Annotated in this window: 10 protein-coding genes and 1 pseudogene; 9 read left to right on the forward strand and 2 right to left on the reverse strand. The window is 35.2% G+C overall.

Translation table 11 applies throughout. The features are described from left to right. Positions 1–4 precede the first annotated feature (4 nt). Together ACI6PB_RS11965 and ACI6PB_RS11970 are read right to left on the reverse strand one after the other, a co-directional pair. Positions 5–781 (reverse strand): hypothetical protein, encoded by a 777-nt coding sequence (locus ACI6PB_RS11965; protein WP_404327474.1) that lies wholly within the window; start codon positions 779–781, stop codon positions 5–7. 103 nt (positions 782–884) lie between these two features. Beyond that, positions 885–2,177, reverse strand: coding sequence for a nucleobase:cation symporter-2 family protein (locus tag ACI6PB_RS11970; protein WP_034544070.1), 1,293 nt, complete (start codon positions 2,175–2,177; stop codon positions 885–887). Between the two features lie 128 nt (positions 2,178–2,305). On the opposite strand from ACI6PB_RS11970, the gene ACI6PB_RS11975 reads away from it, so the two are divergent. From ACI6PB_RS11975 to ACI6PB_RS12015, 9 genes and pseudogenes are all read left to right on the forward strand, one after another. Then, positions 2,306–3,742, forward strand: coding sequence for a C69 family dipeptidase (locus tag ACI6PB_RS11975; protein ID WP_404327475.1), 1,437 nt, complete (start codon positions 2,306–2,308; stop codon positions 3,740–3,742). A gap of 175 nt (positions 3,743–3,917) precedes the next feature. After that, positions 3,918–4,388 (forward strand): transcription elongation factor GreA, encoded by a 471-nt coding sequence (greA, locus tag ACI6PB_RS11980; protein WP_025085125.1) that lies wholly within the window; start codon positions 3,918–3,920, stop codon positions 4,386–4,388. Positions 4,389–4,558: 170 nt separating this feature from the next. Further along, positions 4,559–5,476: a DMT family transporter gene (locus ACI6PB_RS11985; RefSeq protein ID WP_025085126.1), complete on the forward strand. Its 918-nt coding sequence runs from the start codon at positions 4,559–4,561 to the stop codon at positions 5,474–5,476. Positions 5,477–5,570: 94 nt separating this feature from the next. Next, positions 5,571–6,575, forward strand: coding sequence for a D-2-hydroxyacid dehydrogenase (locus ACI6PB_RS11990; RefSeq protein WP_309510652.1), 1,005 nt, complete (start codon positions 5,571–5,573; stop codon positions 6,573–6,575). Between the two features lie 355 nt (positions 6,576–6,930). Continuing rightward, positions 6,931–9,402: a hypothetical protein gene (locus ACI6PB_RS11995; RefSeq protein WP_404351082.1), complete on the forward strand. Its 2,472-nt coding sequence runs from the start codon at positions 6,931–6,933 to the stop codon at positions 9,400–9,402. Positions 9,403–9,882: 480 nt separating this feature from the next. Next, positions 9,883–11,010, forward strand: coding sequence for a 5-methyltetrahydropteroyltriglutamate--homocysteine S-methyltransferase (locus ACI6PB_RS12000; RefSeq protein ID WP_025085130.1), 1,128 nt, complete (start codon positions 9,883–9,885; stop codon positions 11,008–11,010). A gap of 237 nt (positions 11,011–11,247) precedes the next feature. After that, positions 11,248–11,631, forward strand: a complete 384-nt coding sequence (locus tag ACI6PB_RS12005; RefSeq protein ID WP_025085131.1) for a YxeA family protein — start codon at positions 11,248–11,250, stop codon at positions 11,629–11,631. Positions 11,632–11,834: 203 nt separating this feature from the next. After that, positions 11,835–13,205, forward strand: a pseudogene (locus tag ACI6PB_RS12010) (DHA2 family efflux MFS transporter permease subunit). A gap of 217 nt (positions 13,206–13,422) precedes the next feature. Continuing rightward, positions 13,423–14,550, forward strand: coding sequence for a GGDEF domain-containing protein (locus tag ACI6PB_RS12015; protein WP_158136970.1), 1,128 nt, complete (start codon positions 13,423–13,425; stop codon positions 14,548–14,550). Positions 14,551–14,568: the final 18 nt, after the last annotated feature.

A 14,568-nucleotide genomic window follows, 5' to 3' on the forward strand; every position in this document is an offset into this window, starting at 1 on the left:
CATCTTATTTTAAAGCTACTTTGTCTGTAAACCCATCACGAAAACTTTCCATACCGAGATTTTTATCAACGATCATCCCGGTCAGATGGTACCTCTCGATAAATTGTGGAAATTTATTAGTTCCCGCGGAGATTCCCGCTGAAGACCAAATCTTAGCATCTAAGGTATTGTTAGTTACAATCGTTACTTGTTCAATATTACTGGATTCTTTTCTCAAACTGTGAACTTCATTAGAAGTTGAAACTGCACCATTCTTCAAAAAATAAGTTGCCAATAAAATATCCAAATTATTGGGATCTTTGATAGCAATGCGCCAATTGAAATCAATATCAGGTCGACTAGCTAAACGAACGTCTTCACCACATCTCAAGGATACTCCATCAATATTGTCCACACTGAGTAGCTTAATTAAGTATTGATTGAAGAGTTGATCAATGATCCAACCATTTAACAAACCAACTGGGTCATATTTGCCATTATAGTAGGAACTAAAATAATGTTGAGTCATTTGTTCAGCTGTGATTGTTTGTTCATAGACTTCTCTAAAGGTTTCTGAAATCATCAAGGCCGTTTCATCACCATCTTGAAATTTACTTAGGAACGAATTCCTATTCTCTACCGAGAACAATTCGTCATATTTTTTAACTTGAATATCGACTTGCTTAACAATTTGGTCCAAAATTGTCTGGTCAAAATTTTCTTCTTTAGGTACTGCCAGTTTAATCTCCAGTGGCAGATCAAATTTATTTAAAACGGTACTTATGTATTTATATTCAGTCATATTTATCACTCCTTTACGTAAAAAAATACGTATGCTCATCTAATTTATCGATAAGTATACGTACTAAATGTGATGAAAATATGACCAAAGTTTGTGAAAAAAATTAAGCTTTTTCTTTATTAGAATTTAAAAGTAAATTCAAAATAATTGCTGAAAAACTTCCGACAACTAAACCATTATTTAAAATAGTTTGTAGTGTTGATGGTAAGAAATGGAGTAGAGTTGGTTGAACTGTTACTCCAAGTCCCAAACTGATTGAAACAGCCATAATCATAATATTATTATTGTTCATTTCAACTTTAGATAGCATTTTAATACCTTCAATACCAACGGTACCAAACATAATCAACATGGCACCACCTAAAACAGCATTAGGAATCAATTCTGCCACTGCACCGACCTTGGGGATCAACCCTAAAATGATCAAGAGAAAGGCTGAGAAGTAAACTGGCTTGTTCTTTTTAATTCCTGATAATTGAACAACCGCAACGTTTTGCGAGAAAGTTGAGTATGGAAAGGTATTAAAAATCCCTCCAAGAATAGCCGCTAAACCTTCTGAGGCATATCCACGTTGTAAATCATTCTCATCCAAATCACGTTTTGTCAATTCAGCCAAAGCATAGTAAACACCAGTCGATTCAATCATACATGTTAGAGCTGCTAAGAGCATAACAAGAATTGATGACCACTCAAACTTAGGCGTTGCAAAGTAAAATGGACGTGGTATTTGGAACCAATGTGCAGAACCGACACTTGCAAAACCAATCTGACCCATACCGATCCCCATTAAATATCCAGCCACAATACCAATCAAAACGGCGATCTGTTGAATAAATCCACGACCCCAAATACTTATGACAACAATAATTAATGCTGTTGAAAATCCTAAAATTAGATTAGTTGAGTTACCGAACCCCTTAGCAGTGGCATCGCCACCACCAATATTTTGGAAAGCTACCGGTATCAAAGTAAATCCAATCAAAGTTATTAGAGAACCAGTAACGACTGGTGGAAAAAATCTCTTTAATTTGGCAAATACTTTCGAAATTAACATGATAAAAATACCAGCCACGATAATAGCGCCATACATATAGGCTATTCCAAAGTGATGTCCTATATTTTGTAACGGTGTTACATATTCGACCGCCGATCCCAAAACAACCGGTAATCCAATCCCAGTCAAAGGTGTTCGTTTAATTTGTAACAGTGTGGCTACCCCACACATAAAAATATCTACTGAGATTAAGTATGTCATTTCCTTAGCGCTGAAGCCCAAAGATGCACCGATCAAGATCGGTATCAAGATATCTCCTGAGTACATGGCTAGTAAATGTTGAAATCCTAATAGCAGATTCTTAAAAAAAGAATCGCTCTTATCATTCATATTAAGATCCATTATTGCCCCTCCTATATTTAGAAAATTATAACATCTTTTCTGAAAGTTATTAAAGGCGAAGTTTGGATTAATTAAAACATTATCTATGATAGAATGAAGGCAGTATAAAATAGGAGGAATTCTAAGAGATGAATAAAAATCATTTAGATGACGCTTGTACAACTATCTTAGTTGGTAAAAACGCCAGTATCGACGGTTCAACAATGATCGCCAGAAATGACGATACATTTTTTGCCGTTGCCCCACACAGTTTCGTATTAAACCCTGCTGTTAAAGGTGAAAAAGGTCGCAAAGTTAAGTCATGGTTAAACGGCTTCGAATCCGAAGTTCCCGAAAATGGCTACAAATGGCCTGCAGTTCCTAACGTTGACTACAAGAAATTCGGTTACTATGACGAAAGTGGTATCAATGGTAAGAACGTTGCTATGTCAGCTACTGAAAGTACTTACGGTAACGAACGTGCATTAGCCTTTGACCCACTTGTTAAAGATGGTATGGACGAAGACGTTATTGTTCGTATGGTTCTTCCTTATGTTGATTCAGCCAAAGGTGCTGTTGAACGTACTGGTGAACTCATTAAGAAGTTTGGTTCACCTGCTGGTAACTCACTTCTATTCAGTGACAAAGACGACGTTTGGTACATGGAAATCGTTACAGGTCATCACTGGGTAGCTCAAAGAATCCCTGATGACAGTTATGCCGTTTGCGCTAACCGCGTTTCTATCCAACAAGTTGATTTCAATAACTCTGATGAATTCATGTGGTCAGAAGGAATCCAAGAATTTGTTGAAAAGAACCATTTGAACACAGACAAGACTGGTTTCAACTTCAGACATATCTTTGGTACAGACAATCTTAAAGACCGTCACTACAACACACCACGTGTTTGGTTTGGTCAAAAGTACTTCAACCCTGAGATTCAACAAGATCCAGAAGATGGTGAATTACCATTCATCATGAAGACAGATCACAAGATCACTGTTGATGATATTGAATATGTTCTAGGTTCACACTACAACGAAACACCTTATGACCCATATAGTCCATATGCTTCAGAGGATGACAAACATCGTTACCGTCCAATCGGTTTGAACAGAACTCAAAACTCACATGTTCTTCAAATCAGAAATGATGTACCTGAAGAATACGCTGCTATCATGTGGTTATGTATTGGATTCCCAACATTTACACCATACATTCCATTCTACACAAACATGAATGAAACAGACGATTCATATAACGACGCTTCACTCAAGTTTAACTTCAAGGATGCATATTGGATGTATAACGCTCTATCTGTTCTTGTTGAATCAAACTATAGTGAATTCATCCAAGATGATATCGACTACTTAACAGATATTCGTCAACAATTACGTGCTTCAGTTGCCGAAACTGATAAACTTGCCGCTAACTATTCAGGTGACGAATTAGTTAAATTCTTAACTGACAGAAACCAAAAGGTTGTTAAGGAAATGAGAGACAAGACACACGACTTCTTTGGTGAACTTTATACAAAGGGTATCAATCTTTCAAAACTTACATTCAATATGGATGCCAACCTATAAAATTAAACGATAATCTCTTTGACTCTTGATGAGTTGGAGGGATTTTTTGTTATATTTTATAGTCTATAATTATCTCCATATGGGCAACTCCTTACCTCACTTTATGCCCTTGCTTTCAAATTTAATTTGAACTATCTTTCTACTTAGAAATATTAATATATCGAGGTTTTTCAAAATGGAACCAACATTTAACAAAATGACTCCTGCCGGATATAAAGCTATTGAGCAAGAGATCAAGCATTTGAAAGAAATCCGTCCTGGAAAAATTAAAATATTGGCTGCCGCGGCGGCTTTAGGAGATCGTTCTGAAAATACTGAATATTCAACTGCTAAAAGAGATCTTGGTCACTTGGAAGGTCGTTTACGTTTTCTATACAAGCAGCTTCAGTACGCTGATGTCGTCGTCCCTGCTGATAATGATAAGCTCGACATTGGTAAATTCGTAACAGTTGAATTTTTGGATGATCATGACCAAGTTACCTATCAACTTGTCGGTAAACAGGAAGCTAATTTGACCGAAAATAAAATTTCTTTTGCTTCACCGATTGGTAAAGCTTTGGAAAATCATAAAGTCGATGATATTGTAACAGTCAGTGCACCAGATGGTTCTTATCAGGTAAAAATCATCGAAATCAAGTTAAATTAATTTTATAATTATTTAAATATGGTACGTACCAATTTTAAATAATGCCCGTTTAAAGCTACCTCTGTTACATACCTATTTCTGATAAACACCATGATATAAAAAAAAGAATAGTCAAAACTTGATAACCACGGGTATAATAAAGTATTGATTTTTTAGGAGGATGTTTTTTAATGGATGAAAGTAAAAAGTTGGCCAAGAAGACCCTTGATCGTGGTTTCTGGTTAGCATTTTGTGCTTCTGCTCTTTGGGGAGTTTCAGGTACCGTTTTACAGTTCGTTGCTAAGAACTTAAATATTCCTACAATGTGGTTTATTGGTACCAGAACACTTATAGCTGGTATCCTTTTGTTAGCAGTTGGCTTAGTCGTTTTACCTAAAAAGGAATTCTTTGCCGTTTTTAAAAATAAAAAAGATTTTCTAACTCTAGTTAGCTTTTCAGTCTTTGGTTTATTAGCTAATATGTTTACCTTTTTTCACGCTGTGAAGACCGGTAATTCATCGACGGCGACAATTTTACAGTACCTCTCACCTTTGTTTATCATGATTGGTGCCATAATCTTTACTAAAAAGAAAACTTCACGTGTGGACGTAATTTCCTTTGTCATTGCTTTAATTGGTGTTGTCCTTATGATTACTCGTGGTGACTTGGGACATCTCTCAATTCCGTTTATTTCCGTTCTTTGGGGTATTGGTAGTGGTATCACTGCTGCACTTTATATTACTATTCCACAAAAATTGATTGCTAAGTACCATGGAATTTTGATCACTGGTTGGGGAATGTTAATTGCTGGATTAATTTCTAATCTGTTCAATCCTTTCTGGGTCAACGCTCCAAAGATGACTGCCGGAAGTATTCTTGGTGTTGGTACAGTTATCTTGCTTGGTACTGTTCTAGCCTTTCTATTAATGGTTATCAGTACTAAATATACGACAGCCGCAATTGTTAGTATCACTGATGCCGTACAACCATTCACTACTTTAATTTTAAGTGTGATTTTCCTTCATTACGCGGTTAATCTTGCTGAAGTAATTGGTGCTGTTATTGTTATCATAGCCATTTATGTATTAAATCGTTATGATACCGAATAATTTAACTCTTGGAGTCGGATAATGGATTCGGCTTCTTTTTTTTTCACAATTTTGTTTTAATAAAGGTGTGCGTTAAAAGGAGGAATATTCGTTTATGAAAATATTTGCATATGGAATTCGTGAAGACGAAGAACCATCTTTAAGAAAATGGGAAGAGGCTAATCCTAATATTGAAGTAGGCTTCACTAAATATACTTTAACAGCTGATTCAGCTAGATTAGCTGAGGGTTCTGACGGTGTCGTAACATTACAGACTTCACCTTACACCAGAGAAGCTTTGGAAGTACTTAATAAATTAGGTATTAAGTATATTTCAATCCGTAATGTCGGCTTTGATAACTTCAACTTCAAAGATCTTAATGATCTTGGATTTACTTTAACAAATGTACCTGTTTATTCTCCAAATGCCATCGCTGAACATACCGTTCTCTTGATGGGTCGCTTATTACGCCGTGTGCCTGAATTCGATGAGAAATTTGACAATGGTGATTTCACTTGGGCTCCTACTATTGGTAAAGAGTATCGTGAACAAACAGTCGGTGTTGTTGGTACTGGACATATCGGTCGCGTGGTTATCAAAATTTTGCAAGGCTTCGGTGCTAAAGTCGTAGCTTACGATGTCTATCACAACGACGATATCAAAAAACAAGGATTATACGTGGATAGTTTAGAAGAATTATATAAACAATCTGATATTATTACCTTGCATGTTCCATTATTTGATTCTAATAAATATATGATTAATGACAAAGCCATTTCACAAATGAAAGATGGTGTTTATATCATCAATTGTGCCCGTGGTGAATTGATCGATACTGATGCATTAATTAAAGGCTTAGACAGTGGTAAAGTTGCTGGAGCTGGACTTGATGTTCTTGATAATGAAAATTCTGTCTTTGGTAAAGTTTGGAGTAGTATTGACAACATTCCAAACGAAAAGATCAAGAATCTAGCTAAGAGAACTAACGTTATCATTACTCCACATAGTGCCTTCTATACAGAAACAGCTATTCACAATATGATTACGACCTCATTCGATTCAAACAAAGCTTTGATTGAAGGACTTAAGCCAAATAATATTGTTGATACAACTAAATAGAATTTAAAAAAAGAGATACTCTTCCTTTGGAATAGTATCTTTTTTATAACGCCACAAACTCATACAACGGTGTGAATTTGTGTTTTATTCTTTTAATAGTAATAAAAATTTCAAAATTAATAATTATAATATAAGCCGGTTTAACAATATTTATAGATAATATTTTTGCTTTCTAAAATTAAATAAATTTATATTGAACTACTTTTCCTCAAATAATTGTGCCAGTTAGTTTCTAGCCATTATATAACGGTGATAGAAATTTCAGACATCTTTTAATCAATCTTTCCGTTGCTATAATAAGGCTGATAACCTTTATTACAACTTGTAATTATTTTTCGAGGAAGGAATTGATTATATGGATGTATTCAAAGTCCTAAAGTGTTTGCCAATACTTATTTGGATTACTCTATTATTCTTCCTTTCATTAACAACGACAACAACTACTACTTTAGCCGACAGTGCCACTGAGGATCAGGAAGCAATTAACAGTGCTCCTACAGGACTTGATATTCATAAGTTTTTTAAAATTTCTCCGCCCCTAAATAGTGATATACACGATCCATTTAAAGATAATGACGCTCAAACCACTAAAGATGGAAAAGTTCTCGATTTAGCTACTGGTTCTGGTTCATATGGAGCAGCTTGGTCAGACACTTCAGCTGGAAATTACATAGATATCCGTAAGGATCAAACCGTCTCTGCTTGGTTATATTTTGGTGCAGCCACTAATAATGAACTTTTAAACGGTCAAGGAATGGCCTTAGTTTTACAAAACGATCCTCGCGGTTATAACGCTATGGGAGCTGGTTATCAAGGACTTGGCGTTTATGGATACGACAAGGCAACTACCTCATATTATTATTTTACAGAAGGATCTCCTACTGTAGCTACCCCCGATTATATTGCTAGTACAGCTGTTAAAAACAGTATGGCCTTAGAATTCGATAGTCAAATAAACGATGCTCTTTCATCAAGAGACGAAGTTCCCATCCAACTCAATTATGAATCGGGATTAATCTTTCCAGGTACTTACTATTACACACTAAATGGGTACGATACAAAGGATACGGCTAATAAATTCCCCATTCCTTCTACGTACCCCAATAATTCTAAATTCGGAGCTAGTGGTGGATACGGACATATTGCAGTAACTTACCCTGGCTTAGCAACTAGTTATGCGCTTTTGCCTATAGGAGTTTCCAATCAATCCAATTCTGCCTGGAAGGGTTTTACGAGTGCTGCTTCCATCATTCATTCTGGAGCCAAGTCGGCACAATTAGTTGATGCTGGTACAGACGATAATCCTATTTATTGGCATCATGTTACCTTTACTTGGAAACACGCTTCAGATGGGAAACCAGCGCAAATAAAATATGCTTTCAATGATAAATATTTAGATGGAACAATTAACAATGATAGTAGTAATCTTGGTGGATATCCTCGAGTTGATCAAACTGTAGACGTTGATCATAATATTTTTGGAGATATTAAAGACAATAAATTATATTGGGGATTTACCGGTGCCAATGGAAAATCGAGTGGTATTTACAGTAAATTGGTAGTATTCGAATCAATCCCTGCGCTAGTTCACGCTGATGCAAAAGCATCTATTACTGATAATACTTTGGGTAAAGTGATTACAGATGACTCGACCGATAAGAATATTGCTCATGGTGATAAATTAACAATCAACTATAATGTCAATTATGATACTGAAAATAGTCGTGTTGATTGGAATAAAATTGCTGCCGAAATTGATTTACCAACTAATATTAATTATGATTCTGATAGTAATGGCAATATTGCCACAATTAATTACAAAAATAGCTTAAATGGAAATACCAAAACTGAATACATTAGTGGTACGAATTTAAATGCTCAATCTTTGAAATTCAATCTAGCCGAGAACCTAGGTAAGATTAGTGATACCGCTTATACCAGTGCTGACATTTCAATCAATGGCATAGCCGATAATACAACTGACCACGATATCGACGTACCTGAAGAACCAGCCAAATTCTCAGGTGAGAATCAAATCTCTACAACTAGTACTCCAAACTTCAAAGTCACTTATCAAAAAAATTGGTTATTAACTTTTAAAAATCCTGATCCAATAAATATCGTCTATAGTGATGCTAACGAAAATTTAAATTTACCCACACAGCTCAGTTATGACAAAAACCACCACTTCAAAACAGAAGATCCTATTCGTTACGATATAAGTGTCGGTGATAAAACATATAACGCCAGCACTCAAGCCAACTCCACCGATACATCAGCCCTTGGAACTATTCCTTTAAGAAGCATTGTCGGTGATGATTTCTGGAACATTTTTAAAGAAAAAACTACTCAGAAAGTCACTGTCACCGCTACGGACAAGGACGATATTAAGTCAAACACCGTTACATATATTATTAATGTTTTACAAAATAAATTTTTAGACGTGAATGCATCAAAAAATCTAGACTTTCAAGATGCTAACTACTTATCAACTAATGAATATTTAAAACGAAAAAGTGGTTTTTCCGTCAGCGTTACAAGTTTAAGAAATCCTTGGAAACTATCCGTTTCAACCTCAGAAATAAAAAAAGGCAATGTCAAATTTAATGGAACATTAGTTTATAGAAAAAAAGATGGAACTGTTTATGACTTAACTTCAGAAGAAGTCCCCATTGCCGAAAACAACGTTGCTAGCGATCAATTAGTAACAACAGTAATTTCAAAAAGCTGGACAGATAATACCGGACCATTATTGAAACAAACTGGAATTAGCGAGGTTGGAAAGTACAGTGGAACCGTAACTTGGTATGTCACTAACAGTATTTAAAAAGACGTTTGACAAAAGATAATCCAAGGTGTAACTTATTCACCAACCAAATAATTAAAATCTATTTAATCAAATTAGACGTTGAAGAGAAGAGTAAATTAATCCAGTAATTTTCCAGTGACCGTCAGCCAGTGAAAAGACGGAATGAACGATTAATCGAAGATGAGCTTGGAGTCTTATCCTAGTGCAAGCTAGGAATACGCAAGGATGCGATATCATCCCGGACATGACAGTGTCGTTGAGGTATTTTGTGTAAGCAAAGTATAAATTAGGGTGGTACCACGAGTAATCGTCCCTACAGTGCAGGTAAATTCTGTATTGTAGGGACGATTATTTTTTTTACTCTCTCTTAACGACAAAGTCGATTTAGAGAGAGTTATGGGAATGTTCGGAGATCATTCGTTTTCCCTTTTCTCTTAACCGCGCTCATCATCTCAACCAATACAAAAAAAGATTAAACAGACTCAGGAGGATTTTCATATGACAGTTAAAACAACAAGCAAAATCGGATTCCAACATGTAGGAAGTTTTCTAAGACCAGACGTTCTCAAGCAGGCCCGCCAAGATTATTTCAATAACCAAATTACTCAAAAAGAACTCACAACAGTTGAAAATGAAGCTATCAAGGATCTCGTTAATAAAGAAGTCGCCGCAGGTTTAGACTACGCTACTGATGGTGAATTTCGTCGTTCATACTGGCATCTGGACTTCTTCTGGGGTTTTGAAGGCATCGACCATATTCACTATGGCGAAGGTTATCATTTTGCCCATGAAGAAACTCGTGATGATACTGCTATCTTATCAGGACACATCAAATTCAATCCTGAAACTCATCCTTTCATCAAAGATTTTGAATTTCTCAAATTACTGACTGATAATCTAGATATCGAACCTAAACAAACGATCCCTGCTCCTTCACAACTCTATGTTGAATTGATTCGTGGAACTAACGACGAAAAAATCAAAGAATTTTATCCAAATATTAACGATTTATATTTGGATATCGAAAAAGCTTATCATGACGCCATTTTAGCTTTCTACGATAAAGGTGCCCGTGTCATTCAATTGGATGACTGTTCATGGGGATTATTCCTAGATGAAGACTTTTTAAATACTCCTGATGGTAAAGCTTATGCCAACTCAGGTATTCAAGATATTCTTCTTGAGCTAAACAATAAAGCTATTGAAAATCTTCCTGAAGATTTAACTATCAATACCCACGTATGTCGTGGTAACTACCACTCTGACTTTGCTTTCTCTGGCGGTTATGGTCCTGTCGCTGACACACTATTTGCTAAAGAAAATGTTGATACCTACTTCTTAGAATATGATTCTAAACGCGCCGGCAACTTTGAACCACTTGCCAAAGTATCAGGTGACAAAAAAGTTGTTTTAGGCTTAATTACAACCAAATCTGGCGAACTTGAAGATCGTCAAGAAGTCATTAATCGTATTAAAGAAGCTAGTCAATACTTGCCATTGGATCGTCTCTGGTTATCAACTCAATGTGGCTTCGCTTCTACAGAAGAAGGTAATGTTCTAACCGAACAACAAGAATGGGCTAAGCTTAAATTGGTTAAATCAATTCAGGATGAAGTCTGGGGATAATAATCATTGATAGCGCTTTCAACAAGAACTATAATATAAGTAAGGATTAAAGTTTATCTATGTTGGAGGTACTGATTATGATGAAAATTTTAGCAGACTTATTCAACAGAATTGTAGACTACACACTTCATTTTGATTGGTGGTAAACCCGCTTACAAATCTGTAAGAACAATGTAAGTAGATCAAATGTAAAAAGATAACCAAAGCCTTTAGTATATTTCTCAGGAGGTAACGCAAATGAGAAGTTTTCTAAGGGTTTTTCTTTTAGGTATTGTTATTATAGGATTAGGATATTTAGGTGCTTGTTTCTACACTAAGGACAACACAAGTCAGGTTTCACAAGCATTTAACAACTACAACATCTTAGTCAAACGTGAACCTAGATATGTAAAAATTGATAATAAAGATGCTAAGGATAAAGATGGCTACGGTAATTACACATACAATTTGAAGAGTTACGATCAGGATGGTAAAGAACATCCCATCGAATTCATGGGTATGGGTAAATTGAAACAGAATCATTATCTTAAACTTGATACTAAAGGTAGTTACGTCTATTCATATAAAGAAGTTTTCAAAAAAGACATCCCTAGTGATGTCTACACTAAATTGAATCTATAATATTAGAAATAAAAGCAGTATTTACTTAGGACAAACACAGCACATTCGAAATTTAACTCCATGTGCCTTAAGTTCTAAATAAATACTGCTATTTTTGTTTCAAAAATTTAGAAGAAAGTTAATAGTCAGAATTCAATTTGACCACAACAAATTTGATAACTAAAATAGATAAGTTACTACTTTCCATTTTAGGGGTTCAAATTATGTCAAAACAAATCAAAAAATCACTGTACATCATGGTCTTTGGAACTTTCTTCGGTGTCTTGTGTTCAACATTGATGAATACCGCTTTACCAACCTTTATGCGTGTTTTCAATGTCAATTCTTCCACCGTTCAATGGCTAACTAATGGATATACATTAGTCAATGCCATCATGATTCCTACAAGTGCCTATTTTATAAAGAAATTCTCTTTTAGACATTTATTTATTGCCTTTTCTTCTATCTTTTTAGTTGGAACTCTATTAGGTGCCGTAGCTAATTCATTTATATTAGTTATCGTCGGCCGGATGATTCAGGCCATTGGTACTGGTATGATGATGCCTTTGGTCAACGTACTTGCCATGCAATATACCGACAGAAGCAAACAGGGAGCTGTCATGGGAATTATTGGGTTAGCCTTTAATTTCTCCCCTATTATTGGACCAACGTTGTCTGGAGTAATATTAGAGTACTTTGCTTGGCAATATCTCTTTATCTTGATCTTACCATTCATCATCGCTGTCGTTTTGTTATCGATTTTCTTATTACCACAAATTGAAACGGCTGAGAATCCTAAATTTGATACTGTCAGTTTGATCACCATCAGTTTTGGACTTCTCTTCTTATTGACCGGTTTCTCCAATATCGGACAATCAAATCTCTTCACCTTTAACGTCTTAGGTTATACCGTAATTGGTTTAATTTTGATTGTTATCTTTTCGATTATGGAAAATAAGTCATCCAAGCCGATTATTAATTTCGAAATTTTTAAGCATTCACAATTTACTTTTTCGACTGTTATCAATATGCTGATTGTTTTAACTATGTATGGCAACACTATTCTTTTGCCATTGATGATTCAGACAATCCTTCACAAAAGTCCGTTGATCTCTGGGTTAGCTCTTCTACCTGGAGCAACTTTAACAGGATTCATGTCCCCTGTCAGCGGTCGATTTTTTGACAAATATCCTATCAAATGAATTGTGGTCACAGGTGTATTGATCGACTGCTTTGGTACCTTCATGCAAGCCGTTATTGACGTTAACGCCTCAGTTTTAATGTTAACAGTAGGACAAACCGTTCGTCAGTTAGGATTAGTATTGATTTTGATACCTATTCAAACCCACGCCCTAAGCTCTTTGCCTAAGAAATATATTTCTGATGGTGTGGCTACTTTCAATACTTTAAGACAGATAGCTGCTTCCTTTGGAACAGCTATTATTATTGCTGTTATTACCCTAGCTGACAAAGTCATGACTGGTAGCACCGTTAACCAGGCCACCGGCATTCAAGCTGGATTTCTAGCATGCTTAGGATTCCTAATTGTCGCTCTGATCATGACCCATAAATTACATCGACCTGATATCGATTAATTAACAAAAAAGAGGTGTTCATACTAACTAACTAATTGGTAGATATGAACATCTCTTTTGATTTGAATATGAAAACTTAAACAAATTTGAATTACTGGTTCTTTTTTGGTAAAAATTTCCAACAATTTACTAAATTTTCCTATTAATTTATTCATATAGAATGACTATAATTATTTTAGAACAAATACTAATCATAGGTTCCAGGAGGAGCATAGTTTTGTTAACTAAAATTTTTCTCGATAGTGCACCACTAATTACTAGCCTCTTTTTCATTATGGGAGCCTTTATTGTTTTTCAAATCCTCTTTGCAGGAATTAGATTGGTCTTTAAAGTCATTCATAAAAACATTGATAAATATCTTCTACGTTCGATTCTGGGAATCATCTATATTCTATCTTTATTGTTCATAATGCAACTTTCAATCCGTGACAAGAATCAACCTTGGATCTATGTTAATTTTCAACTAGTCTCCATCATTTTTTATACTGTCATATTAAGTGTTCCGTTTAAATATCACTTATTTGGACCGATCGTCGTTGCTTTTATGATTTTTAACTCAGCTTTAAGTAGTTGGGAATCATGGTGTTTGGCGATTGTTTTGATTGCATTCTATTATTCACTGAACTATGTCAAAAACCATACTAAAAATAAATTTCCCTTTTCCGTCTATTTATTGATCAGCCTAATCTCAGGGTTCGCCTATTGGTTCTTCATTAAGGTCAAATTTTCTATCAGCAATCCCATATTCTTCAAACAAGTCATCTACTTATTAATCATTGAGTTGTTTACCTTTGGCTATATCGCTATTCTTTACACTGACTTAGAATCAAGAGCTGCTCTGTTCCAAGATGCTACGCATGATAAATTGACACATGCTTACAACTATGATGCCTTTGATATCGATTTTAGATCACTCTTCAAGGATAACGTCATTTCAGATGGAAAGTTCACTATGATGATGTTCGATATCGACCATTTTAAGAGCATTAATGATACTTATGGACATTTAGGAGATAAAGTTTTACAGACGGTAGTCAGGGTCGTACAGTCTGTACTCGCAAAGAATGACAAGAATATTAAACTGTATCGCACGGGTGGTGAGGAATTCAATATTATCTTTCCTCATTATCATGTCAAAGAAACTCAAGCAATTGTCAAAGAAATTTTTGAAGCTGTTAATCACACAGAAGTGGATGTCAAAGAAAATAAAATTCATATCACTATTTCCGTAGGTGTATCCGAAATCAGCAAAAAAGATGTTTCGGTCAATGACTTTTATTCTCGAGTTGACAAAGCTTTATATCATTCAAAACGTAATGGTCGTAAAGAGATCACTATTATCTAGTAGGACAAAAAGAGCTAA

Source organism: Companilactobacillus paralimentarius (assembly GCF_963227125.1).
Classification (GTDB): Bacteria; Bacillota; Bacilli; order Lactobacillales; family Lactobacillaceae; genus Companilactobacillus; species Companilactobacillus paralimentarius.